This is a genomic window from Novipirellula artificiosorum, assembly GCF_007860135.1.
GTDB classification, from domain to species: domain Bacteria; phylum Planctomycetota; class Planctomycetia; order Pirellulales; family Pirellulaceae; genus Novipirellula_A; species Novipirellula_A artificiosorum.
The window spans coordinates 1047578-1073214 of the sequence record NZ_SJPV01000001.1 but is presented as its reverse complement, the minus strand read 5'-3'; the positions used below and the strand labels follow the sequence as shown (position 1 = coordinate 1073214).

Genomic DNA, 25637 nt, shown 5'->3' with positions numbered 1-25637 from the left:
AGAGCACGTTCGCGACCAGGGGTCATTCTGACTCGGCGCCGATTGGGGTAACATTGCGTGGCCGCTGCCCAGATGGGGAAGTTGCGGCTGTATCGCTAGGGGCGAGCGGCCCGAAAAGTCCAAAAAGAACACCACTTCACCCAACACCCATCACTTAGTTTGAATCATTGGAGATTGCGCACATGGATATCGGGTATGTCACCGTCGATGGGAACGAGGCGACCGCCCGTGTTGCCTACGCGACAAACGAAGTGATCGCGATTTATCCGATCACGCCTTCCTCGACGATGGGGGAACTGGCTGATGCCTGGGCGGCGTCAGAACAGCCCAATGTGCTCGGCAGCATTCCGCAGGTCATTCAGATGCAAAGTGAAGGGGGAGCGGCTGGGGCGCTTCACGGTTCGTTGCAGGGCGGCGCACTCTCGACGACGTTTACCGCGTCGCAAGGCTTGCTGCTGATGATTCCGAACATGTTCAAGATCGCGGGCGAACTGACGTCGGCGGTGATCCACGTGGCGGCTCGCAGCTTGGCAACTCACGCGCTGTCGATTTTCGGAGACCACAGCGACGTCATGTCGGTTCGCGGCACGGGGTTCGCCTTGCTCTCGTCCGCATCGGTCCAAGAGGCTCATGACTTTGCGATGATTTCGCAATCGGCCACGCTCCGCTCGCGAGTTCCGTTCCTGCATTTCTTCGATGGATTCCGCACCTCACACGAAGTCAACAAGATTGAACCGCTCGGCGATGAGGACATTCGCAGTTTGCTTGACATGCCCTCGCTGTGGGCACACCGCAACCGTAGCTTGGACCCGGATCGACCGGTGCTGCGTGGAACGGCACAGAACCCCGACGTCTTTTTCCAAGCTCGTGAAGCCGCAAATCCGTTTTATGCTGCAACAGCGGACATCGTGCAGGCAGAGATGGACCGCTTCGCGGCGAGAACGAGTCGGCAATACAAGCTGTTTGAATATCTGGGAGCGGACGACGCGGATCGAGTTGTCGTGATGATGGGATCGGGCGTGGGTGCGGCCGAAGAGGCGATCGAACAGCTGGTCAACGAGGGCGAGAAGGTCGGATTGCTGAAGGTCCGTTTGTTCCGTCCGTTCGATGTGACTCGATTCGTATCGGCACTTCCAAAAACGACAAAGCGGATGGTGGTGCTCGATCGAACCAAAGAGCCCGGTGCGATTGGCGAGCCGCTGTATCAGGATGTGATCACTGCGGTCGCAGAAGGCTGGAACCCACAATCCGAGCGGATGCCGCTGGTGATCGGCGGGCGATACGGACTGGGGTCCAAGGAATTCACGCCGGCGATGTTGATTGCGGTGATGGACGAACTCAAAGCCGACAACCCAAAACGCCATTTCACGATCGGCATTCACGACGATGTTTCGCTGACCAGTTTGCCATGGGACGAGGAGCGATTTAGCGAGCCCGACGACGTCACGCGTGCGATTTTCTATGGGCTGGGCAGCGACGGCACCGTCGGGGCGAACAAGAATTCCGTCAAGATTGTTGGCGAAAACACTCCGCTCTATGCACAGGGCTACTTCGTCTACGACTCGCGTAAGGCGGGGTCGACGACGGTTTCCCACCTGCGATTTAGTCCTCGACCGATTCAATCGACCTATTTGATTCGCAAAGCCAGCTTCGTGGCATGTCACCAATTCGAATTGCTGAGGCGAATGGATGTTTTGGAGACGGCTCAGCCGAACGCGACGTTCTTGCTCAATAGCCCCTTCGCGGCGGACCAGGTCTGGGATCAATTGCCAATTGAGCTTCAACAGCAGATCATTGACAAGCAGTTGAAGTTCTATGTCATTGATGCGGCCAAGATCGCTCGCGAGGTGAACTTGGGCGGACGGATCAACACGGTGATGCAGACTGCGTTCTTTGCGCTCTCGAAAGTCTTGCCGATGGACGAGGCGCTCGAGCAAATCAATACGGCGATCGAAAAATCGTACAGCAAGCGCGGGCCGAGTGTGGTTGAGCGAAACCTTAGGGCTGTCACCACCGCTGTCGATTCCCTCCAACAAGTTGAGGTTCCTGCCAAAATCGGTGGTGACCAACACATGTTGCCCCCGGTCCCCGAGTTCGCGCCTGATTTTGTCAAGCGAGTGACGGGGATGATCATTGCCGGGAAAGGCGACTTGTTGCCGGTCAGTGCCTTTCCCGTCGATGGGACCTTCCCGACGGGGACGGCCACCTACGAGAAACGCAATATCGCCGACATGATTCCTGTTTGGGATCCTGACATCTGTATCGAATGTGGCTTGTGTGCCCTCGTCTGTCCTCACGCGGCGATTCGAACCAAGCGATTCGATGTTACCGAACTGGCAAAGGCTCCTGAGAATTTCCAAGCTCGATTGTCCAAACCGAATGCTCAGCCTCAAACGGCATTGACCGTCCAAGTGACGCCCGAGGACTGTACGGGGTGCGGCGTGTGCGTCAACGTGTGTCCAGCGAAGAGCAAGGAGGTCGTCAAGCACAAATCGATCGACATGCTTCCCAAAAGCGAGCACTTCGAGGTCGAGAAGACTCGCTTTGAATACTTCGACACCATCCCTGACATCGATCGGACCACGGTCAAGGCGGACACCGTGAAGGGATCGCAACTGATGTTACCACTGTTCGAGTTTTCGGGTGCCTGTGCCGGTTGCGGCGAAACGCCCTATTTGAAACTGTTGTCGCAGTTGTTTGGCGATCGCATGGTCGTGGCGAATGCAACGGGGTGTTCCTCGATTTATGGCGGCAACTTACCCACGACCCCTTGGTCGACCAACGCAGAAGGCCGCGGCCCGGCTTGGGCAAATTCGCTGTTCGAAGACAACGCCGAGTTCGGTCTGGGGATTCGCTTGGCACTCGATGGCAAACGCGATCGCGCCGAACAGTTGCTCAAAGCAGTCGCTGGAGACATCGGCTTGGAATTGGCGACCGAGTTTCTGTACGCCACTCAGTCGAATGAACAGGAAATCCATGTTCAGCGTGATCGAATCGCCCGGTTGAAGCAGGCACTCCACCCGTTGACGACCCCCGAAGCGGCGGAACTGTTGATGATCGCTGATTCCTTAGTGAATCGCAGCATGTGGATCATCGGCGGAGACGGCTGGGCCTACGATATTGATTTCGGTGGTGTCGACCACGTATTGTCCACTGGACGAAACGTGAATTTGCTGGTGCTCGACACCGGCGTCTACTCCAACACCGGTGGCCAGGCCTCCAAGGCAACACCGCGAGCGGCCACGGCGAAGTTCGCCGCGTTTGGCCGGGAAGCCCACCGTAAGGACATGGGCCAAATGGCAATTGCCTACGGCAGCGTTTACGTGGCTCAGATTGCGATGGGTGCCAATCCCGCACAGGCGATCAAGGCGTTCCACGAGGCCGAATCGTTTCCGGGTCCCTCGCTGATTCTGGCCTACAGTCACTGTATCGCCCACGGCATCGACATGACCACCGCCATGTCGCACCAGAAGGATTTGGTCAAGAGCGGTTTTTGGCCGCTCTACCGCTACGACCCGCGAAATGCACGTCAGGGAGAACATCCGTTCCGACTGGATTCGCGGAAACCGAGCCTGCCGTTCAAAGAGGTCGCGATGAAAGAGGCTCGTTTTGCGATGTTGGCGCGATCCAAACCGGATCGGGCTCGCGAATTGATGGGCCTTGCACAACGTGACATCGACGAGACTTGGCACTACTATCAGCAGCTTGCCGATGTAGAACGTGAATACACCGATTTAAAAAAGGTAGTGAAGGAGAACTGATGGCCATTGATCTATCGACCCAATACTTGGGCATGAAACTTGACAGCCCCCTGATCGCGTCGGCGAGTCCGTTGACCGGCGATATCGATTCGCTGCAGAAACTGGAGCAGGCGGGGGCATCGGCGGCGGTTTTGCCCTCGTTGTTTGAAGAGCAAATTGAACATGATCGGCAAGAGGTTCAGCGGCTGCATGAATTCCAATCCGATTCCATGGCCGAATCGCTCAGTTTCTTTCCTGAAGTCGAATACAACCTTGGGCCAGACCAGTATTTGAAGCTGATCAGTGACGCTGTGAGCACGGTCAAGATGCCAATCATCGCCAGCTTGAACGGATCGACGCGGGGTGGCTGGGTGCATTACGCTCAGCTGATGGAACGAGCCGGTGCGCGAGCGATCGAGTTGAATATCTACTTCATTCCCACAGAACCTAACGCCATCGCTGACGATGTCGAGAATCAATACTGTGAATTGATTGCGGCAGTTAGCGAGACGGTTCATATTCCGGTCGGTGTTAAGATCGGACCCTACTTCAGCTCGCTTCCCGATCTGGTGCGGCGGTTTGTCCAAGCGGGCGCTGATGGACTCGTCTTGTTCAATCGCTACTTGGCCCCCGACATCGATTTGGAAACCTTAACGTTCAAACCCGATTTGGTTCTCAGCACAGCGGATGAGTTGCGGGTTGCTTTGCGATGGATCGCAATCCTTCGAGATCAAGTCGACGCGAGCTTGGCCGCAACGGGGGGCGTTCACGAAGTACCCGACTTGGTGAAAGCCTTGCTGGTGGGCAGCGATGCCGTGATGCTGGCGTCCGCATTGTTGAAACAGGGCCCCAACCACCTCGACACGCTTCGCACGGGACTGATCCAGTGGATGACCGAGCATGAGTACACCTCGGTCGAACAAATGAAGGGCAGCATGAGCAAAGAGAATTGCTCAAATCCCGAAGGTCTCAGTCGCGCGAACTACATGAAGGCACTGACCTCCTACACCACGTCGAAGTAAGCCGAGTCCATTGCCGCGAAGCGGTTGGATTCCAGTGCCCAGGGTCGACGCACAGCGGCGCACCCTGGGGCCACGGTGTCGAAAAGCGTCTTCCTACGCCGCAGGCGTTGTACAATAAGGCCGTTGTACAATAAGGCCAGCGCCGGTGGGCGTCACGTTGGGGCTCGATGCCATTCCTTGTAAAACCTCTTCGACGTAGGCTGCCTGACGCGGTCGCTGACCAACGTTCTCACTTCGACTCGCTTTCGGGTCTTAGGACCGGGAAGAGGATCACATCGCGGATCGATTTCTGTCCGGTCAGCAGCATCACCAATCGGTCGATTCCAACGCCCAATCCACCCGCCGGCGGCATCGCGTAGCGCAACGCTCGGACGAAATCGTGGTCCATCTTGGCCATCGAATCCTCTTCGTCTTGGCCATCGAGTTGCGTTTCGAACAACCGTTGCTGTAAATCAGGATCATTCAATTCGGTGTAAGCGTTTGCAATTTCCATTCCTCGCACAAACAACTCAAATCGTTCCGCGATCGCGGGATTATCCTTCTTTCGCTTCGTCAGGGGGCAGATACTGGCGGGGTAGTCGATCACAAAAATCGGCCCCTCCAAGGTATCTTCGACCTTCTCTTCAAAGATCTCATTGCGAATCACGTCGGGATGCTTGTCAGCGGTGTCGATGTCCAACTTCGTCGCCAATGCGATCACGGCATCCTCATCGGCTGGGTCGACGCCCGTGGCTTCTTGGAACAGATCAGCATAGGTGGCTCGTTGGAACGGGACACTGAAATCAATGACCTTCCCTGCAAACTCTCGCTGAGTGTTGCCGCCTGTCGCGCGGATCGCGCCGCTGACCAAACGCTCCGTCAAATCCATCATGGATTCGTAATCACCGTACGCTTGGTAGGCTTCGAGCATCGTGAATTCGGGGTTGTGCCGAGGACTCAGCCCTTCGTTGCGATAGACGCGTCCCAGTTCGTAGACGCGTTCCATCCCCCCGACCATCAAGCGTTTGAGATGCAACTCCAATGCAATCCGCAGGTAGAGTTGCATGTCGAGGGTGTTGTGGTGCGTGATGAAAGGTCGAGCGGCGGCACCACCGGCAATCGTATGCAGCGTAGGACCTTCGACCTCGCAGAAGCGGTCATCGTCAAGCGTTTGGCGGATCGACTTAATGATCCGCGTTCGGTCCATGAAGGTATGGATCACTCCATCGTTAAACGCTAAATCGGCGTACCTCATTCGCTGACGCAGATCGGGATCGGTCAACCCGGCGTGCTTGTCGGGGGCCGGTTCCAGCATTTTTGTGAAGAAGAAAAGTTTCTCGGCAAACACGGTTAACTCGCCCGTGTTGGTTCGGCCGAGGCGTCCTTCGGCGCCGACCAAGTCGCCAAGATCGAACAATTTGGCGACTTCGAAGTCGTCGTCACCCACCTGCTTCTTACCAACGAAGATTTGAATATCGCCGGTCCAATCACGCAAGTTCAAGAAAATCAACTTCCCCGTCGGCCGCGACAACATGATCCGGCCTGCGACACGAACGGTGGGTCCGATTTCCTGGCCAGGTCCATTGTCCGATTTCCACTGACGATAATCGAGATCGGGTGCGTCGAAGTCGGGAAGTTCAATGTTGTTGCCGTCGGCGGTGACAAACTGCACCTCGCCCGATCGATCTTGGCAATCGCTGACAAACGAGCGATCATCAAACCGGCTGCCGAACGGGTCAATGCCCCGCTCGACCAACTGATTTAGCTTGTTTCGGCGGGCGACTTTGGGGTCGGTGTGGTCGTCGCCAACGGGCGATGCGGGGAGTTTTTGGCTCATGAGTTGACAGAAAACGGCAACGCCGTGGCTAGAATGGGGGAATATTTCGGGACTCGAACCTGCGGCTTTTCGTCACACGAGACGTCCGCAATCGTATGGTTGTTTCGTCAGATTGTCGGCACGATTTGGCAAACACGCAACCACGAGCGATCTTGCTTTATCTGGCGAAATGGATGTATCAGGGGATCTGGGGGCCTGCGGCGTGTTGTTCGACAGCATCCGCAGCCCCCGTTTCCGGATTGCACCCGACTTCTTCGATAGACACCACCATGCAACGTAAAGTTCGACACGATGCCGGCAGCGTCGCTGGCTTGAGGGCCAGCGGAACGAAACACGCGACGCCGCCAACGAAACAGGCATCGATTGTGGTGGTTGATCCAAGTCCCTTGTCCTTGCTGGCGACCGCCGGCGTGTTTCACTATGAAGGCTATGCGTGTACGTGCGCTCGGACGGCCGAGGCCGCGGTATCCGCACTCGCACTGGGCACCCAAGATTTATTGATCTGGGATGTCGCCGACGATGCGACTGCGGCATTAGAGGCCATCCAACGAATTCGCCAACAAACCGACTATGAACAAATTCCGGTCGTTTTGTTGGCCGACACTCGCTGGGCGGGACTGGAAAAGAAGACGGATCAGATGGCAGCCGCAAGCCGCTGCTTGTTCAAACCCGTTGACCCCCATGCGTTGATTGCTGTGGCAGACCAATTGCTTTGGATGCCGTCCTTGATTTCCGCGCATCGCAAGCGAGGTTCCCAGCCGACCCGGCCCGGCTGGGTGACCCTCTAATTCACCTTCACCCAAGCTGCCAGGGCTGGACTTTCGCAGCACCTTTCATCATCTTTGAAGGGCGTCTGATCCGCCGTCGAAAGACGGCAACGAGAGGCGACTGCCGCCACGTTGTCTGCGGCTGCCATTTTTCCTGCCCTATGAGAGTGCCCCCTCATGCTCTGCAAAACGATCTCGCTTCGTCCTTGGGTCCTGCTGACCAGCCTTGCCTTTTTGTCGCTGTTGCCCCTCCACTCGCTAAGCGCTCAAGCCCCTGATTGGGAAAACGAGCAGGTGGTTGGCATCAATAAGTTGGCCGGACGAGCCACATCGCTGCCCTACGATGACCGGGCGAGTGCGATCGAAGCGACTCGTGACGCGAGCGTCTATCACCGCAGTCTCAATGGAATCTGGAAGTTCCATTGGGTCAAACAGCCGAGCGAACGGCCGGAGAATTTTTTTCACCCCAGCTTTGATGTGAGCGGATGGGACGACATGCCCGTGCCGAGCAACTGGCAGCTGCGAGGCTACGGCGTTCCGGTCTATACCAACATGACCTATCCGTTCAAGAAGGACCCGCCGCGGGTGATGGGTGAGCCGCCAGCCAATTTTACCAACTATGTCGATCGTAACCCCGTCGGTTCGTACCGCCGTGATTTTTCGCTGCCACCCGAGTGGGATGGTCGTGAGGTCTTCTTGCAGTTCAACGGTGTCGATTCGGCATTCTATGTGTGGATCAATGGCGAGCGCGTGGGGTACAGCCAAGACAGCCGGACGTTGGCGTTGTTCAATATCACCGATTACTTGAAGGACGGTAGCAATACGTTGGCGGTTGAAGTGTATCGCTACAGCGATGGCAGCTACTTGGAGGATCAAGATTTTTGGCGACTGAGCGGTATCTTTCGTGATGTCTATCTCTGGTCAGCTGATCCCCTGCACGTTCGCGACTTCTTTGTCCACACGGACTTAGATGACGCCTATCAAGACGCCACATTGAGCGTCGATGTTGAAGTTGCCAACGCGACGGAACAGTCAACCCCATTTTCGGTACTTGCCGAGTTGCTTGACGCCGAGGGCAAGGTGGTATTCAACGATCTCCGTGCATCAACCCAAGTGGCAGCCGGAAAGGCGGCGAAGCTAACGCTGAGCAAATCGATTTCGAGTCCAAAGCAATGGTCCGCAGAAAAACCCAATTTGTATCAACTGCTCCTGACACTCAAAGATGCGGCAGGCAAAACGATCGAAATCACAACCGCTCAAGTCGGTTTTCGGGAAGTTGAGATCAAAGACGGTTTGTTGCACGTCAATGGCAAGCAAGTTTACTTGAAGGGCGTCAATCGTCACGAGCATGACCCCGATACCGGGCACACCGTTTCGGTCGAATCCATGATCGAAGACATCAAGTTGATGAAGCAATTCAATGTCAATGCGGTGCGCACCAGCCACTATCCAAACGATCCGCAATGGTACACGCTATGTGACCAGTACGGCTTGTACGTGGTCGATGAAACCAACATCGAATCGCACGGAATGCGTTACGGAGCGGAATCACTCGCGAAAGACCCAAAGTGGGGCAAAGCTCACCTCGATCGAGCGATTCGGATGGTTGAACGGGACAAAAACCATCCCTCGATCATCATTTGGTCACTCGGCAACGAAGCAGGCAATGGCGTCAATTTCTTCGCCAACTACGACTGGATCAAACAGCGTGACCCGTCTCGACCGGTTCAGTATGAGCAAGCGGGTTTTGATCTCGACAACACCGACATTCGATGTCCGATGTACGCCACGATCGACCGAATTGTCGATTATGCAAAGAACCAACCCGATCGGCCGCTGATTCTTTGTGAATACGCACACGCGATGGGTAATAGCGTCGGCAATTTCCAAGACTACTGGGACGCGATGGAAGCGTATGATCATCTGCAGGGTGGATTCATATGGGACTGGGTCGACCAAGGGCTGCGCAAGCCCGTCCCGCCGGTGTACCGCGTAACGGACATCGAGAACACCAAGCTAACGGCGCAAGTCCGCGGGGAATTTGATGTTCAGCAAGGATTGACCGGCGCAGCAATGGTCGACAACGACGATGCCTTGCAATTGACGACGCAGTTGACACTCGAAGCGACGGTCTACGGCAATCGTGTCGGCGGATTCTGTCCGATCCTTTCTAAGGGTGACCACCAATATCTACTTCGACTCGATAATTCCGGAATCAACTTCACGCTGTACCCCGGTGCTTGGGAGAGTCTAAAGGTCTTGTATGACGATGCCAATTTGCTCGACGGTGCAAATCGAATCACGGCGACTTACGATGGCCAACAGATGCGAATCTTTGTGAACGGAAAACAGGTGGGTGAACGAGCATTGACGGGAGCCCTTTCCGAAAGCATTTATCCCGTCAACATCGGCCGCAACTCAGAAGTGACCGATCGCGTCACCTCGCTTCCGATTCAACAGGTTCGGATTTACAACCGAGCCCTGACGGCGGCCGAGGCAGCCGACGTCGGCTCGCGCGACCCTCAAGGACAAGTTCTGCACATGGACTTGCGTCAGATCGAGAGTGTGAAGACCTCTCCGGATGGAAGCGGCGAATTTTTTGCTTACGGCGGCGATTTTGGCGATCAACCCAATGATGGCAATTTCTGCATGAACGGTCTGGTGCAACCCGACCGGCGACCGAATCCCCATTTGTGGGAAGTCAAGAAAGTCCATCAGGAGATCAAGCTGCACGCAGTGGACCTGGCCGAAGGTCGCTTCCGAATCGAAAACAAGTTCCTGTTTTGCAATCTGAACGAGTTCAAGGCGACGGCCACGCTCCGGTGCGATGGAAAGGTCGTCGCCACGGCGGAGCTGAACGATTTGAATGTCGAGCCGCTAAGTGACGAGTACGTGGTGATTCCGACGATGGTCACCGACGAAATGAAGGGTGAGTGTTTGCTGACAGTCTCCTTTGAGCTGCCAAAAGAAACCAATTGGGCCTCGGCCGGCCACCGCATCGCTTGGGACCAATTCGAGGTCAAGGCTGCGGACTCGGTCGACCAACCCAGCGGCGAAAAGCCAACGGTTACAGCTGAGGACAATGAGCGAATGGTGGTGATCACTTCGGGTAAGGTCCAATACCGAATGGATCCATCAAACGGGGATCTGACTTCGATCAAGGTCGACGGAAAGGAGATGCTGCACAGCCCACTTGCACCGAACTTCTGGAAAGCTCCCAACGACAACCAATTCCGAAACGGCTACGTCAATCGACTGGGGCCCTGGCGTGCCGCGGCTGCGGAAAGGGAGTTCGTTGATTTCCTTGGCGAGGAAAACGGGGACGTCTTCGAAGCAACGATCAAATCAAAATTGCCCGTCGGCGATTCCAGCTACAAAATCCGCTATTGGTTCTTTCCGGACGGTTCGGTGCAGGTGAAGGCTGCTTACGAACCGGGTAAGGGTAATTTTCCAATGCTGCCCAGGTTTGGCATGCAGCTCGCAGTTGCCAAGGATCTGAACCAAGTGCAGTGGTACGGCCGCGGGCCTCAGGAAACGTACTGCGACCGCAAAACCGGCGGGGAGATCGCCGTGTACGAATCGACCGTTGATGAAATGGTCTTTCCCTATTGTCGTAGCCAAGACACCGGTAATCGAACCGATGTCCGCTCGATGACATTGACCGATTCGAAGGGTCGTGGCATTGAGATTGTCGGATCGGAGCCGCTCAGCATGAGTGCTTGGCCCTACACGATCAGTGATGTGGAGTTGGCATCCCATCCCTACGAGCTCCCGCGCCGAGACTTCAACATGGTGTTCGTTGACTTGAAATTGCACGGCGTCGGAGGCGACAACAGTTGGGGGGCGAAAACCCATCCTGAGTACACGTTGCCAGGCGATCAGCCCTACTCCTATTCGTTCACACTCTCGCCAGTGGAATGAGTCACGTCCTAAGCGGGCTTAACCGCCGACAAGGGAGCAAACGCAACCCGTCCCCTTGAAAACGGGCCCACTTCACCGTAGAAAACTGCCTGACTTGGGTTGCAAGTGGATCGCAGGCGTTCTGGTTCGCCAGCAAATTGATTCTTGGTTCGATTACTAGGTTTTAGCGGAGACTTTTGATGAGTAACATAAACGTGGCAATGATTGGTCAAGGGTTCATGGGGCGTTCGCACTCGAACGCCTGGGGCCAAGTGGCAAAGTTCTTTCAATGCCCCTCGAAGCCAGTGATGCACACCGTGTTTGGCCAAGAAGCGGAAAACCCGCAGGCGTTTGCGGACAATTGGGGATGGCAGAACGCTGCGACCGATTGGGAATCCGTTGTCAAGTCACCCGACATCGACATCGTCGATATCGTGACGCCTAACTTCATGCACGCGCCGCCAGCCAAAGCGGCCATCGCAGCCGGCAAGCATGTGGCATGCGAAAAGCCGATCGCCGGTACGCTTGCCGAAGCCCGCGAAATGGCGGAAGCAGCCAATAAGGCGGGCGTGAAAACCGCTGTCTGGTTCTGCTATCGTCGCGTGCCCGCCGTAGCGCTGGCCTACCAAATGGTCAAAGACGGACTGATTGGTGACATTCTTCACGTTCGAGCTCAGTACCTACAAGATTGGGCCGACGAGTCGGTGCCATTGGTGTGGCGATTCAAGAAAGAGCTCGCTGGGTCGGGTGCTCATGGCGACTTGAACGCCCACATCATCGATATGACTCGTTTTGTGACGGGCCAGGAAATCACTGAGATCTCCGGTGCAATCTCGGAGACCTTTATCAAGAAACGCAAACTGATGACCGGTGTTGCTTCCGGCAGCATCGCCGGTGGGTTGGATGCAGGGAAGGATATGGGGGACGTCACCGTCGATGACACGGTGTTGTTCTTGGCTCGATTCAGTGGCGGTGCCGTGGCCAGCTTCGAAGCGGCTCGTCAAGCAACCGGCAACCAGAACCGAAACGGTTTCGAAATCAACGGAACCAAGGGTTCGCTGAAGTTTGACTTTGAAAGAATGAATGAACTCGAGTACTACGACGCAACGCGTCCACGTGCCGTTCAAGGTTGGACCAACATCATGTGCACCCACGCGGGTGACCACCCCTACGTTGCTAATTGGTGGCCCGACGCACACTTGATCGGGTACGAGCACTGCTTCACCAACGAAGCCTATGACTTCTTGTGTCAAATCGCTGGCCAGACGCCAACCGTGCCGATTCCGACGTTTGAAGACGCGTATCAAACGCAGCGAGTCCTCGAAGCGGCATCCTTGTCGGCAGCGGAAAAGCATGCCATCAACATGGACGACGTGAAGTAGGCATTCCGTAAACCAACTCCATGACGGCAAGACGTTCAACGAACGCTCTTGCCGTTTTTTTGCGCGACTCGGCGAATACACCCTCAATCGTTGAGGGTGGAAAGGTTTGAAGTTGTTATTCCGTGCGAGCTTCGTAATGTCACCTCCACCTTTGAAGGTCGTGCAGTTTCTAAGTCGGTATTCAGAAGCGAGGGCTGACCCAGCACCCCCCCTTCCGCGGGGGTCGGCTGACGAATCGGTGGGGATTTGGAGACCGATGAAAAGTATCAACGATTCGAAAGTAGTCGTAGGGAGCAAGTCAATTGGGTGCCAAGAAACCCTCTCCCTCGCTGCGCTCGACCTCTCCCGCTGCGCGGCTCGTTGTACCCCACATCCTAATCCGGTGATATTTTTTTGGCTCCTGGTCCGAATGTGTTCCATGCGTTGGACAGGTCGTGGCAGCGTTGCATTCCGATCCACAAGGTCCTCGTCGGTATCGATCGGTAAGGTGGTCACCAGCATCCAGCAAATCGGATCCTCCCCTTCGGGTACATTGACCTCTTCGCACAGCACCACGTTGACGCGGACGCTCGGGGGAAGATCCTTCGAGCCAACGAATACTTTCCTTCTCGGAGATCGGGGGACTGCGTCGCTTGTCCGATTTTTGCGAAGGTGTAAGCTTGCTGAGGCTCTTGCGCACCTAGGTTTTTTGGCTCATCCGGCGGAAGCGTGCGCAGGAGGTTTTCGAGGCATCTCTCCGGTGTCCCATCATTGCTGGCAGGAGCTATTTTCACTTGTTATCGTGCAGTTGCCGGTAGAAACGGAGTCGAGCTCTGCAGAGTTGCAACTTGACAAGGGATATCCCGGTCGACGGTGCGCCAAGGGTGCTACAGGTTCCCGGCGGACGACCGACCGTCGGGGACTCTTTTCTAAGAGATCATTGGACACCGGAGCCATACCTCCGTGCAACAGGCTTTCCCATGTTCGCAGCACCAGCGCGGACCGTAAGGCAACTATCATTCGCAGCGGTTTGTCGAAAGTCCAAAGCGAAATCTCGTCACCTACCCCGCAGATGTATTAGACACCACCCGAGATGCGCGGTACAGCGAGCGCTGCGAGGGCAGGGGTCGAGCGCAGCGAGGGGGAGGGTCTTCACTCGATGCAGCAACACCGGCCCTCTCCCGGCGTTTAGACGCCGACCTCCCCAAAGGAGAGGTAACGGTACCGTAACTCCTGGACAAACAACGACCTAAGAACGGTACAACCTCAAATCGGGGGAAAGGGGAGCTAAAGAGGAAGGGTGCTGCTGCAAAGTTTTGGGAAACGTCAGGGTTTGAAATGCACACTGCGTGGGGGACGCACTACGAAACTGGCGATCTCACCAGGTCCAAAATGCGTCGCATTTCGGCAACCGCTTCACGCATCCCCACCATCAACGCTCGACTGACGATCGAATGACCGATGTTCAATTCGATCATGTTTGCCAGCGCCGCGACGGGACGAACGTTCGCGTAATGGAGTCCGTGCCCAGCGTGCAGCCGGATCCCCGCCTCTCGGGCAACTTGGCCCGCAGAGTCGAGCCTCGCTAATTCGGTCGTTTGAGTTTGATGCGTGGCGAGCGCGTAGGGGCCCGTATGCAATTCGACGGCGTCGACTCCGAGGTCCACCGACGCTTGCACCTGAGCGGGATCCGGGTCGATAAACAGGCTTGTCAGGATACCTGAATCTTGCAGTCGCTTAACGGCATCCCGAATCCGACCACGATCGTTCACGACATCAAGTCCTCCCTCGGTCGTGATTTCTTGGCGACTTTCGGGGACCAACAGGCCCCACGACGGTTTTGCGTTGCACGCGATGCTGAGCACGTCGTCCGCACAAGCCATCTCGAAATTGGTTTTAACCGTCACCGTTTTCATCAGAATTTCGATATCACGGTCCTGGATGTGACGTCGATCTTCGCGTAGATGAAACGTAATTCCATCGGCGCCGCCTTGTTCGGCCAAGCCTGCGGCGATCACCGGGTCGGGCTCGTAGGTTCGACGCGCTTGGCGAACCGTGGCGATGTGGTCAATGTTGACACCAAGTTCGATCATGAGGATTGCTTTAACGTTAGAAAGAAACGGGCAGACGATGCATCGTTTACGTTCGGCATGCACCGACCCGGTGAACGAATCCCAAATGGGACACTCAGCCATGAGGAGAGCAAGCGTAGTCTAATCACCGGTGGCCCGAAACGGATAGACGAGACGCGGGGAGTGAACCGGAGCACGCTGGTGGGAGGACTATTTCAGGATACTGCTCGTGTTGCCCCACTTGCTAGAAAACACCTGATCGCGAAGCGGCATGCGTTCGCGGGCCCTCGTTTCTCGCTGCTGCAATTCGCGGTCAACCTCGGTTACCGGTGCACTCCGATCAGGGTAGCCGATCGCGATTGCCGTCTGCGGCTGGTGACTGTCGGGAATCTCGTAGATTTGGCGCACGCGGCTTAGATTGAGTCCAGCCATCTGGTGAACCTGAAGGCCAATCTGCGTTGCCTGGAGTGCCAAATGAGCGGCGGCTTGTCCAAGATCGTGCAAGGCAACTCGATTGGGCTTTTGATTCTTGCGAAACGTCGTTCGGATCACCGAAATCAACAACACTCCCGATTGGCTTGCCCACGCTTGATTCGCCTCGAGCAAGCAACTCAGCATGGTTTGAAAAGGCTCGGTGTCTTGCCGGCGAGCCACTATCCACGACCACGGCTGATCATTGTAGCTGCTGGCGGTCCAACGGGCCGCCTCGAGACAACGCACCACTTTCTCGTCTTCCACCCATCGATCTTCAAATCGATACGGACTCCATCGCTGGCGAATCGCATCAAGAACACCAAGATCCGTGGGGTTCACGTCTTTCGGAGAGGGGGAACTCATTGTCTCGTCCAGTTTTTATTCTGAATGTCAAAATGCATGGCGACCCGCAATGCCACTACTTCCAGCGATAGACCTTTAACGCGGCCAAGTCACGGACGATCAGAAAATCATTGTTGATCGCCAAATGAGCCCAGGTATCACTTCCGACCTGGACGCGGTCGATGATGTTTAGCTTCTCATCGTCCGCTTGGATCAGTAGCAGCTCACCGGTCTGGTCCAAACATAACATCTTATCGCCGCAAGCAACCATACTCCAATATTTTCCGAACGGCGCACTCGTCCACCGGATCGCCCCATCGTCGACCGCGATTGCGGCAAAACGTTGGTTCTTCAAGTGCAAGTAGATGGTATCGTCTATCACAACGGGAGACGACATGTAAGCTTGACTCTTTTGAGACCATTGTTCCTCGACGCTCCAAGTCCCATCCTCGGATTTTCCTATTTGAAAACGTTGCGCCTTGCCACTATGTGCCGAAGTGAAAACGGTGTCTCCAATCACCAGTGGCGTGAGGATATTCATACCGCGATAGGCTTCGATCGGCTCCTTCCAGAGGACCGTCCCATCATCAAGGGAAACACCGCACAGCTCCTCTCGTGTTTGAACCAGCAATTGACGTTCGCCGCACAACGTCGCGATCGCGGGGCTCGAAAAAGCACCGCTACTCATCATGCCCGCTTCGTTTTCAAGCGATTGCCAGAGAATACGGCCATCGGCGAGCGCCACCTTCACCAGCGCACCGCCAGTTTGAACGTAGATCGCCCCCGCATCAATCAGTGGCGAACAGACGGCCCCAAACGAGGGAAGAGGAGTCCCCATCTCGCTCGGAAAATCGACTCTCCATTTTTCGTCCCCCGTTTTCGGATCCAAGCAGACCAGGACATCTCGCATGCCCAGCACAACAAGGTGGCCTTCAACCACAGCCGGGGTCGATCGAATCCAGTCACCATTGGATGCAGCGAAGAAAGGCACCGCCATCGCCCCTTGCCACTCTTTGGACCACGCCACGCTGCCATCTTCTAGGTTGTACGCCGTCACCCGTTCGATCGCTTTGCCAATCGTTTCGGTCGTGAAGACGAGGCCTTCCAGAACGACCGGCCCGCTATAGCTTGGGTCGTGAGCCCGTTGCCAGAGCAATTGCATGCTGCTTTGAAGGTCTTCTGGCCACGGGACAGCGGGCACTTGGCTATCTCGCGAGGGGCCTCGCCATTGGTTCCACGAGCTATCCGGCTCGGCAGCAGGGCAAACGGACGCGATCGCAATCGAGAACGCAAATTTCATTAGGCTGCGATTTGGCATGAGTCAAGATTTCTCTGAGGGTTTTAAGCAAGGATTACTGTATTCTAGAGCATCGGCAACTGACCACCGAATCCCGCCGGCCTTTCAGACCTGTTGTTTGGCTTGCCCGAAGCCAGCTGCCGCGTTCACGGCCGGAGACGAATGCCGTACAATCAGCCAGAGTTGCTCGTTTCGAACACACAGTTCCCACTTGGTGTTGGCCCCCAAATGAAGAGTTTATCTCAATCTTCCCGACGATGGTCGATGCCGGTTTGTCTGGTGTTGTTTTTCACGTCCGCTGTCCCTTTGTTTGGGCAAGATCGTAACGACGCGCCGGCCGACCCTAAGTACCCGATTTCGGTAGCCGTCGATGGCGAGGCACTGTTTGTGGTTGACTTAGACCTGCCGGGTGTCTGGAAAGTGGATGCGTCGGGTCGATCGCTCTATGCACGGGGTTCGAACCTACTACGAAAACCGATGAACCGGCCCCGCCCGATCGCCAACCATCCCAACGGTGGCTTGTTGGTGGGCGATTCCGCCACTCGCGAAGTCTACTACGTGGCGGAACCGAACGCGGACCCCAAGCCATTGTGCAACGCTCGCGTTGGGGTCGCGATGGCGCTCGCCGTGTCACCCGATCAAAAAACCGTCTACGTTGGTGATGCCGAAAAGCGTTCGGTATTTCGATTTCCAATCGAAGGCGGCGATCCGGAGTTGGTCGTGCGAGTGAACGCCCGCGGATTGGCGTTTGACGCCGAAGGAAAGCTGTGGGCGGTCACGCCCGATGATGCCGCGGTTCATCGCATTGACGTCGAAACAAAGGAATCGCAAGCGATCGTGACGGGGCGGCCTTTCCAATACCCCAATGGCTTGGTTTGGTCCGGCGAACATGGATTCGTGAGTGATGGTTACGCTAAGAAAATCTGGAAGTTTACGGCCGATGGAAAGACCGAGGTTTGGCACGAAGGCGACCCGTTGGTCGGTCCCGTGGGCATGGCCATCGATGAAGCGTCGCTCTACGTTGCCGACCCCAAACAGCTGCAAGTTTACCAGTTCAATTTGGCGAACAAGGACGTACGACCTCGGCTGTAAGTGAAGGAACTCAAAATGAAACGCATTTTCTTGGCATTCTTGGTGCTGGTCGCCGCCGCCGTGGTGATCATCGTGGTTGCAAACCGACGCCCTGCGAACGAGGCCCAACAGACCGCTTCGTCCGAGAACAATGCAGCGTTTGCAAAACTCGAACAGATTCGTCAAGCCTTGGCCGACACCGAGAACTTGGAGGTCGTCGCCGCCGACAGGGATTGGACTTCCCTCTACCGCGATCATCCAGACGATCGCTCTATCACGCTCAACCGAGCGTTGTCGCGAGTGCTGCACGTCGATGCACTGACGTCCCAAGCCACCAATTCGCTGCTAACGCCTGCGGAAAAACAGGCCGCTCGCAAGCAATTGCCAGAGGCGATCGACGCGGCGCGGCAAGGTGTCGACGATTATAGCAAGACCGATGGCGAAACCGTCGTCGCGTTATGGCTGCGTTGTCGAGTGGATCTCCATGAAGCGTCGCTATTGCCGCCGACCCTGACGCGATCGATGCGGAAAGAAATCTTCGATCGTCTTGTCGCTGCGATCGAAGGGGATCTCGGCAAACGCCCTGGATCCATCATGCTCGGCGGGCCGTTGACTCAAGTGCTCGACGAGATGGAAGACCCGATTGACGGGTTGCCGAAAGAGATTGAGCCTGTGGCCGCAAAAGCACTGGTGACCTTGTCCGACACAAACCCCGAAAATCTTTACATCGCGCTGCGGGCGGCGAGATCCAATCTTTCGATCCAGTCGCCATCCGCCACCGCCGCAGTCCGTCGCACCGGCGAGCTTGCCAGATCCATCGAGCCCTCGCTGCGTCGCCAAACGGAACCGATTGGATTGACGCCCGACGAGTTGGTCCAAAAGATCCTTGATGGAATTGATTCGGAAGATTGGTCGGTCGCGGAAAACCAAATGTTACTTTGGTTCAACGTCCTCAACAGTACGGAATTGGTGAAACTTGATCGTCGCCGCTCGGCGCCTCACCCGCTTGATCGGCTCAGCTTTGATGCAATGCGGCGTGCGTCGGCTGCCGTTGCCGAAGCGCAACCGGCCCCCTTGGATTTGGCACCGATCACGTTCGACGCCAAGTCGGTCAGCGAAGCCCACGACGTCGCCGTCGCGATTCCGATTGACTTTGATTTGGACCTTGCCCCCGATGTGTTGACCGCTACAACGGACGGAAAACTGACCCTGCTACGGAATCGGATGGGCAGTTCCGCGACCTGGGAATCTGCCGGCTCACTCGATCTGAAAATGCCGATCAAGGGTTTGTTGGCGGCTGACTTATTCATGGTCGATAGCAGCGATCCAAAACGGATCCAAGCGAGCGGACAATCGGCTACCGCATCGGGCGATGGCGGATCGAGTGCTGCGGTGGCCGATTCGTCGTCGCGTCACAACACGTTCCTTACCGTGATTGCCTATGGCGACCAAGGCGTCCGGCTGGTCACGGTCGACGGTCGCGGGGAAACGGGGGAGGACCAGCGGATGTCGCTCGCGGAACCTTCGGCCGGACTGGACGATGTGACCGGCGTGACAGCGGCGACCGTCGGAGACCTAGAAGGCGACGGAGACTTGGACCTGGTGTTGGCCACAACGGATCTCGGCATTCGAACGTTTGTCAATCGCGGGAACCGAACCTTCTTTGAAACCGCGACTGCCGGCAACAGCTCGTCGCTGGCGTCTCAAAATTCGATTCAGCAGCTGGCCATCGTTGATCTGGACCGTGACTTGGACCTGGACATTGTCACCTTGGATCAATCGGGCCAGGTCGGATTGGTCGAGAATCTGCTGCACCTACAGTTTCGTTTCCGCAACCTAGACGAGGTGCCGGCTGTTGACGAACCGGCTGGAATCGCCATCGGCGACTTGGATGGAAACATCTCCTGGGACCTCGTGGTTGCCGGAAAAGGTACGTCGGTGATCGCCTATTCCCAAACCGCCGACGCGGGAGCCTGGACCGTCGACCGGGCCGAAACGGTCAAGCAGACGGGGAATGGATTGGCGCTGGCTGATTTCAATAATGACATCTGGCCCGATGTGCTTCGTTCTAGCGAGTCGGCTGCCGATGTGCTGAGAATGGGGTCGAAAGAGGGCGATACGGTTCAAACCATTGACACGGCCCTGGGGAATCAATCCTTAGCCGTTGCCGATTTTAATCTCGATGGTTTGCTCGACACATTGGCCGTGCGTCAAGGTCAACCGACCGTCGCGCTGAACACGACCGAGTCCACGAACCACTTCTTGCAGGTTCGATTCCGAGGGATCGACGACAACAATGCCAATAGCGGTCGGGTGAATCATTACGCCGTCGGATCGGTGGTCGAAGTGAGGTTTGGTCCCTATTACCGGGCTGAGGTGATTACGACACCGATGACCCATTTTGGTTTGGGACAGTTCGACGCGGCCGCAACGCTGCGGGTGATTTTCCCAAACGGTTTGTCCCAAACGATCTTGCAACCCACGGTCGACACGTTGGTCGAAGAAGAGCAAACGCTCAAGGGTTCCTGCCCTTACTTGTACGCTTGGGATGGAGAGAAATTTGCCTTCGTGACCGATTGTTTGTGGGCGGCACCGCTCGGATTACAGGTAGCCGAAGGGGTCGTTGCGAAGGATCGGCCGTGGGAGTATTTGAAAGTTGATGGTGATTTCGTGGTCGAGCGCGAGGGGCATTACGAAATGCGAATCACCGAAGAGCTTTGGGAAGTTGGCTATTTTGACCATGTCGCGTTGGTCGCCGTGGATCATCCCGAGGAAGTGGACATTTGGACCAACGAGAAGGTTGGCCCAGCGGCAATCGCGAAACCAACGATTTTTGCGTTTGATGAGCCGAGTCGGCGGAACGTGACCCGTGCATTCGACACCGCCGACCGGGACGTCACAGAGAAACTGACCTCCATCGACCAGGACTACGTTCAAGGATTCGATCGCAGATTGCGGCAAGGCCTTTGTCCGCCACACTGGATCGATGTTGGTTTTGCCAAGGCGGGTTTGCCTCAAGAACCCTCGGGCGAATCGGTCTACCTGGTTTTGACTGGCTGGATTTTGCCTACCGACACTTCGCTCAACATACAAATTGACCAAAACCCCGAACTGCAGCCGATTGAGTTTCCATCGCTATGGGTGCCCGACACCGAAGCCGAGGGAGGATGGCGAAAAGCAATTCCCTATGTCGGCTTCCCCGGGGGAAAGACGAAGACGATTGTGGTGGACGTGACCGATGCCATCAATCGTGACGATTTGCGGATGCGAGTTCGCACCTCGGCTCAGATCTACTGGGACAGTGCCGAATTGGTGATCCAGCAGAAACCGGTGGAAACGCGGACGCACCCTTTGACGCTCCGCGATGCCGAATTGGTTTACCGCGGCTTTTCGCGGCGATGGAAGGAGTCGCCGTTGGCGCCAGAAACCTACGATTACACCCATGTGACCGAAACGCCCAAATGGCCACCGCTGCGGGGCAAGTTTACGAATTATGGCGACTGCCAAAGTTTGGTTGAGGCTTGGGACGATTCGATGGTCGTGATGGGGGCGGGCGACGAATTGCGGTTGCGTTTCCCCGTTCCCGAAGCGTCGCCACCGGAGGGTTGGAAGCGTGACTTCGTCCTGCACTGTGTCGGTTGGGACAAGGACGCCGATTTGAACACGCTGACCGGACAAAGTGCCGATCCGCTACCGTTCAAATCGATGGAAACCTACCCGCCCACGCGACGACAATGGGCCGAAAGCGAGAAAACGGACGCGATCAATGCGGCTCACCGTCAGCGGACTCAGTCGTTCCAGGCGTTTTGGCAGTAGTGGAAAATCGCTGGTTTTGGGAACCTTACGCCTTTGACTCTTCTGCGTCGGTCAATACAATGGGGGATGGAAAGCGAGTGAGTTGCTCGCACCTACACCCACAATCCCCGACACATCGGTTCTGGAGGTGTTTGGCAGACTCAGCCGAGCGGTTTTGTGCCGTTCTGTGCAGAGGCCAAGCGACCTTCCCGCTTTCGCCGAACAATCAGTCAGGGTTCTCGAATCAGAGCCTCTCCTGCGGAGCGAAATTATGTTAACGGTGTTATCGGCAAATTCAGTCTTGGCGTTCGGATTCCCGGGCATGCCCGAGATGGTGATCGTTTTGTTTATCGCCTTGCTGCTTTTTGGTGGCCAAAAACTGCCGAGTTTGATGCGAAACCTGGGTAAGAGTGCCAACGAGTTCAAACGTGGCATGAACGAAGCGGTTGACGATGAAGACACCCGTGATTCGTCGGACGGGAAAGAATCGTAACATGTTCGGACTTTCACCATTCGAGTTGATGGTGATCGGTGTCATTGCGGTTGTGCTTTTCGGGGGCAATCTTCCCGAGGTTGCCCGGAAATTCGGAGGCAGCTACCGCGAACTTCGTCGAACGCTCAACGACGTCCAGCAACAATTTCGCAACGCCGAGCATGAGGCGAACAAAGCGATGTCGATGGATAATTCGAAAAAAGAAGCGAGCGAATCGGAGTTGGATGAACCCGACGAACCCTCGGCTCCCAAGTTTAAACCGCCGGCGTAGCCCCCTCGGTCCCGATCGCTGTGCTACCGCATGGTTGCGTTGACTGGGGTTGGATTTGCATCGGCCTGTTGCCGCATCGCGACGCGGTCCTCCGCATCGACTTGTTGCAAATGTTCTAGCAAGACACGACGAACTTCAAAGATGGCTTTGCCTGTCATGTGGATCGTCGTGTGTTCCGCTTCAACGATCAACTCGCTCTCCACATCATCCATGTGCGAACTCTCGTACTCGACGATGCCGTCCCCTCTGCGGGTGTGAGGCGCAAAGAAGCCGCGTTTTTCGACGATACCGACGATGTTGTGGTATTTGACATTGGGGGCCTTCTTCGCTCGCATCATGACGGGGAAAATGGGCGATTTGGGGGCCAGTGAATCGATCGCGTTCGCAGTGGTCAACAATTTCGTATCATGAAAGAAGCTGGGGTTTTCGCGGGTCAGGCGTTGCCCAGTGGAGACGAACATCTGCGGCAGGTTGATGAATTTCCGTGCCAGCCAACGTGTGTAATCGTTCGCAAAATTGCTGCCTTGATGGGGCGTTCCAATCGTGATCACCCGGCGCACGGATTCGTTGGGTTTGAAAAACAATGTGCTGACCAATTTCACGCGGTCCTGTTCCGATCCCACTAACTTGTCGGCCGGCTGATCACTCACGATTTTCCAGAACTCATCACCGCTATCCATGGTTTGCAAGCGGCTGACTAATCCCCCCATGCTGTGACCGACGAGCACCATTTGGTCGATCGCTCGATCACGGTGTCCCGCGTCGAACGCCTTTCGGGTTGCCAACAGATCAGAGCGTAGTTGCGCCGCACTGATCCAAAACGGTTGTCCGGTGGGGTACAAATAGAACCAGAATTGGTACCGCTCGCGAATCTCGGGAAAACTGCGAAGGTCGTTGAACATATCCATCCACGTCAATGGACTCGACCACAAACCGTGGACCATCAAGACGGGAATTCGATTGGGATCGTAAGGTTCAAGCATGTAGATCCCCCGACGTTCTTGTGACTTGTCGGGATCGCGCAACCCTTCGGTTGCAAGGTTGCGTTCACGAAATTCAGGGCTATCCAGGAAAAACGCCAACGGTGTCGTGAGGTCGGTTTCAAGTGGAACCCATTGATTCGCGATCTCGATCTGATTCGCTTGCAGTGGATCGAAGAACTCCAACACACAGGTTGGCGATTCACCCGCGCGGCTATCGCTATGACCAGGCGCACAGCGCATCATGGCCGAGACGGCATAGCTCAACCCGTCGGGATAGAACCGCTCTCGTGGATCATCGTTCGAAGCGGATTTACGCACGGCAATCAACGGAACGCCTAAGCCATACGTGGTGTGCCGATTGTGGAGCGTTTGAATGTCGTAGTCGCTGACGAATTCATACCGGTCAAACTCTTCCGGCTTCCACTTCCCGTGCATTTCGGTCCGCACGATGAATTCTCGGTCAGGCGTCTTGATCGTGTAGGTGCTGCCGGGTTCGATGTGATGTTCGCGGCACATGATGCGCAACGTGTCCTCGAGCGATTCGTTGTACAAGTCGCAGGCATCACGAAATTGCGGGTCGAACGCATTGCGGGTCATCTGAAGGTCGTCGCTGAACAGATAGTCGTAGCTGTTCGTCAATGCCATTCCATAGTGACTCAACGCATCCACGAGGTCGCCGTCGCGTTCGGCTTTCTTGCCCTCGACATAGCAAAGTTCACTCAGTGCGTAGACCAATTCGGGATCCGCAGTGGTGTTGATCGTTTCGCGGATCTTGGCGAAGCACTTGTGATGATCGGCCGAGTATTGATCTTCTAGCCCGAATCGATTCAACGTGTTCCATGTTCGTTCACTGATCTGAGGACCTTTTGCCCCCATCAGCTTCAACGTTCCGGCAAGCGGGTTTTCGCGAACGGATCGACTCGACAAATAGCGAGGTGTCGAGCATCCGGATGCGCCCACTGCGATCAGCAAAACCCAGATTGCAGTGATGATGGTTCGCCACAACCTCGACCGCGTCAGCGCGCTACCACAGCGGTTGCTCGAATCGTTCGGGCAACCCTCCGAGGAGACGGTCGAGGGAAACAAGGTCGGCATGCAGGTGTCTTGCGGCGGAAAACCGCACAATCGCCTAGTCGTCGGTTGGCAAAGTGATGCGAATCAAAGGTTCTTACCCCTCTCAAAAACGCTTGAGAAACCCAGCCGAACGTTAGGGTTCTTTAGACGCGCATGTCAACCTTGTTTTTACTTCGGTTTCACGCTCCGTGAAACACTAGCGGCGAGGAACAAAGTTCCGCAAATACGTTGCACTTTGCTGCAATGACAATTTGCGATTCGTATCGGAATCCTCGAAGATTCGGTCTTCCACCTCAACGCAAACCGGCCCTCGATAACCAACATCCCCCAAGATCGAGAAAAACCTCCCCCAGTCGATCTCGCCCATGCCGGGGAGTTTCGGGGTGTGGTAATCGTTCGGAACGGCCAAAATCCCCACTTGATTCAGCTTTTCCCGATCGATGCGTACGTCTTTGGCGTGAACATGAAACAGCTTATCGGCGAACTCACGAAGCGGGAGCAGGTAATCGATCTGCTGCCATACCAGGTGCGACGGGTCAAAATTCAAACCAAAGTGGTCACTCGGTAGGTCTGTGAACATACGTTTCCAAATCGCAGGACTGTGGGCGAGGTTTTTTCCACCCGGCCATTCATCGCCTGTAAAGAACATCGGACAGTTCTCGATTCCCACCTTCACGTTCAAGCTTTCGGCATACCGGATGATTGGTTCCCAGGTTTCCAGGAACCGCGGCCAGTTCTCGTCAACGGACTTTGTCCAGTCGCGGCCGATGAAGGAATTGGCGCGGTAGATTCCTAACTTGGCCGCCGCGGCGATCACGTCTCGGAAATGAGCAACCGCTGCCTCCGCTTCCTGCTGGTTCGGTGACAAGGGGTTGGGGTAGTATCCGAGCGCGCTAATCGCGACCCCGTATTTTGCAGACAATGCATGGATCTCACTGACCTTTGCATCATCCAATCCGGCTACATCAATATGAGTGATGCCGGCGTACCGTCGCGCGTCCTTGCCGGCTGGCCAACACATCACTTCCACGCAATCGTAGCCGCAATCCGATGCGACCGAAAAAACTTCTTCAAGGGACTGGCTTGGCAGGATGGCGGTGGTGAAACCTAGTTGCATCATGACGATTCTCCGACAAAGGGGCGGGCGACAGGAACGATT

General features: G+C 55.9%; 15 protein-coding genes. 9 read left to right on the top strand and 6 right to left on the bottom strand.

The window, feature by feature from the left end:
* The first annotated feature begins 182 nt into the window (after positions 1 to 182).
* On the top strand, positions 183 to 3761 hold the full coding sequence (nifJ, locus tag Poly41_RS03770) for a pyruvate:ferredoxin (flavodoxin) oxidoreductase (RefSeq protein ID WP_146524543.1): 3579 nt from the start codon (positions 183 to 185) through the stop codon (positions 3759 to 3761).
* Positions 3761 to 4762, top strand: a complete 1002-nt coding sequence (locus Poly41_RS03765; RefSeq protein ID WP_146524542.1) for a dihydroorotate dehydrogenase-like protein — start codon at positions 3761 to 3763, stop codon at positions 4760 to 4762. The genes nifJ and Poly41_RS03765 overlap by 1 nt, the downstream gene beginning before the upstream one ends.
* A gap of 229 nt (positions 4763 to 4991) precedes the next feature.
* Here Poly41_RS03765 and lysS read toward each other — a convergent pair whose 3' ends face one another.
* Positions 4992 to 6578, bottom strand: coding sequence for a lysine--tRNA ligase (lysS, locus tag Poly41_RS03760; RefSeq protein WP_146524541.1), 1587 nt, complete (start codon positions 6576 to 6578; stop codon positions 4992 to 4994).
* A gap of 269 nt (positions 6579 to 6847) precedes the next feature.
* Here lysS and Poly41_RS03755 point away from each other — a divergent pair, with 269 nt between their 5' ends.
* The 3 genes from Poly41_RS03755 (at position 6848) to Poly41_RS03745 (ending at position 12627) form a co-directional block, all read left to right on the top strand.
* Positions 6848 to 7366, top strand: a complete 519-nt coding sequence (locus tag Poly41_RS03755; protein WP_146524540.1) for a response regulator — start codon at positions 6848 to 6850, stop codon at positions 7364 to 7366.
* Positions 7367 to 7522: 156 nt separating this feature from the next.
* Entirely contained in the window at positions 7523 to 11266 is a 3744-nt protein-coding gene (locus tag Poly41_RS03750) for a glycoside hydrolase family 2 TIM barrel-domain containing protein (RefSeq protein WP_146524539.1), read from the top strand.
* A 179-nt stretch (positions 11267 to 11445) separates the two neighbouring features.
* Positions 11446 to 12627 (top strand): Gfo/Idh/MocA family protein, encoded by a 1182-nt coding sequence (locus Poly41_RS03745; protein ID WP_146524538.1) that lies wholly within the window; start codon positions 11446 to 11448, stop codon positions 12625 to 12627.
* A gap of 1340 nt (positions 12628 to 13967) precedes the next feature.
* Here Poly41_RS03745 and Poly41_RS03740 read toward each other — a convergent pair.
* The 3 genes from Poly41_RS03740 to Poly41_RS03730 form a co-directional block, all read right to left on the bottom strand.
* Entirely contained in the window at positions 13968 to 14699 is a 732-nt protein-coding gene (locus Poly41_RS03740; protein ID WP_146524537.1) for a pyridoxine 5'-phosphate synthase, read from the bottom strand.
* A gap of 189 nt (positions 14700 to 14888) precedes the next feature.
* Positions 14889 to 15515: a nitroreductase family protein gene (locus tag Poly41_RS03735; protein WP_146524536.1), complete on the bottom strand. Its 627-nt coding sequence runs from the start codon at positions 15513 to 15515 to the stop codon at positions 14889 to 14891.
* Positions 15516 to 15570: 55 nt separating this feature from the next.
* Complete coding sequence (locus tag Poly41_RS03730; protein ID WP_146524535.1) at positions 15571 to 16812, bottom strand: PQQ-binding-like beta-propeller repeat protein; 1242 nt, start codon at positions 16810 to 16812, stop codon at positions 15571 to 15573.
* 207 nt (positions 16813 to 17019) lie between these two features.
* On the opposite strand from Poly41_RS03730, the gene Poly41_RS03725 reads away from it, so the two are divergent.
* From Poly41_RS03725 to Poly41_RS03710, 4 genes are all read left to right on the top strand, one after another.
* On the top strand, positions 17020 to 17883 hold the full coding sequence (locus Poly41_RS03725; RefSeq protein WP_231615374.1) for an SMP-30/gluconolactonase/LRE family protein: 864 nt from the start codon (positions 17020 to 17022) through the stop codon (positions 17881 to 17883).
* 15 nt (positions 17884 to 17898) lie between these two features.
* The gene (locus tag Poly41_RS03720) at positions 17899 to 21678 is read left to right on the top strand and encodes a CRTAC1 family protein (protein ID WP_146524534.1); all 3780 of its coding nucleotides are present in this window, start codon (positions 17899 to 17901) and stop codon (positions 21676 to 21678) included.
* A gap of 250 nt (positions 21679 to 21928) precedes the next feature.
* Positions 21929 to 22150, top strand: coding sequence for a twin-arginine translocase TatA/TatE family subunit (tatA, locus tag Poly41_RS03715; protein ID WP_390621396.1), 222 nt, complete (start codon positions 21929 to 21931; stop codon positions 22148 to 22150).
* Position 22151: 1 nt separating this feature from the next.
* Positions 22152 to 22421 (top strand): Sec-independent protein translocase subunit TatA/TatB, encoded by a 270-nt coding sequence (locus Poly41_RS03710; RefSeq protein ID WP_146524533.1) that lies wholly within the window; start codon positions 22152 to 22154, stop codon positions 22419 to 22421.
* A 23-nt stretch (positions 22422 to 22444) separates the two neighbouring features.
* Here Poly41_RS03710 and Poly41_RS03705 read toward each other — a convergent pair whose 3' ends face one another.
* Positions 22445 to 24499, bottom strand: a complete 2055-nt coding sequence (locus Poly41_RS03705; RefSeq protein WP_197231044.1) for an esterase/lipase family protein — start codon at positions 24497 to 24499, stop codon at positions 22445 to 22447.
* 175 nt (positions 24500 to 24674) lie between these two features.
* Positions 24675 to 25598 carry a sugar phosphate isomerase/epimerase family protein gene (locus Poly41_RS03700; protein ID WP_231615373.1) on the bottom strand — a complete coding sequence of 308 codons (924 nt, stop codon included), beginning with the start codon at positions 25596 to 25598 and terminating at the stop codon, positions 24675 to 24677.
* Positions 25599 to 25637: the final 39 nt, after the last annotated feature.

Coding starts and splice junctions, on each gene's coding strand:
- nifJ (WP_146524543.1), top strand. CDS start 183: ATGGATATCGGGTATGTCACCGTCGATGGGAACGAGGCGACCGCCCGT.
- Poly41_RS03765 (WP_146524542.1), top strand. CDS start 3,761: ATGGCCATTGATCTATCGACCCAATACTTGGGCATGAAACTTGACAGC.
- lysS (WP_146524541.1), bottom strand. CDS start 6,578: ATGAGCCAAAAACTCCCCGCATCGCCCGTTGGCGACGACCACACCGAC.
- Poly41_RS03755 (WP_146524540.1), top strand. CDS start 6,848: ATGCAACGTAAAGTTCGACACGATGCCGGCAGCGTCGCTGGCTTGAGG.
- Poly41_RS03750 (WP_146524539.1), top strand. CDS start 7,523: ATGCTCTGCAAAACGATCTCGCTTCGTCCTTGGGTCCTGCTGACCAGC.
- Poly41_RS03745 (WP_146524538.1), top strand. CDS start 11,446: ATGAGTAACATAAACGTGGCAATGATTGGTCAAGGGTTCATGGGGCGT.
- Poly41_RS03740 (WP_146524537.1), bottom strand. CDS start 14,699: ATGATCGAACTTGGTGTCAACATTGACCACATCGCCACGGTTCGCCAA.
- Poly41_RS03735 (WP_146524536.1), bottom strand. CDS start 15,515: ATGAGTTCCCCCTCTCCGAAAGACGTGAACCCCACGGATCTTGGTGTT.
- Poly41_RS03730 (WP_146524535.1), bottom strand. CDS start 16,812: ATGCCAAATCGCAGCCTAATGAAATTTGCGTTCTCGATTGCGATCGCG.
- Poly41_RS03725 (WP_231615374.1), top strand. CDS start 17,020: ATGAAGAGTTTATCTCAATCTTCCCGACGATGGTCGATGCCGGTTTGT.
- Poly41_RS03720 (WP_146524534.1), top strand. CDS start 17,899: ATGAAACGCATTTTCTTGGCATTCTTGGTGCTGGTCGCCGCCGCCGTG.
- tatA (WP_390621396.1), top strand. CDS start 21,929: ATGTTAACGGTGTTATCGGCAAATTCAGTCTTGGCGTTCGGATTCCCG.
- Poly41_RS03710 (WP_146524533.1), top strand. CDS start 22,152: ATGTTCGGACTTTCACCATTCGAGTTGATGGTGATCGGTGTCATTGCG.
- Poly41_RS03705 (WP_197231044.1), bottom strand. CDS start 24,499: ATGCCGACCTTGTTTCCCTCGACCGTCTCCTCGGAGGGTTGCCCGAAC.
- Poly41_RS03700 (WP_231615373.1), bottom strand. CDS start 25,598: ATGATGCAACTAGGTTTCACCACCGCCATCCTGCCAAGCCAGTCCCTT.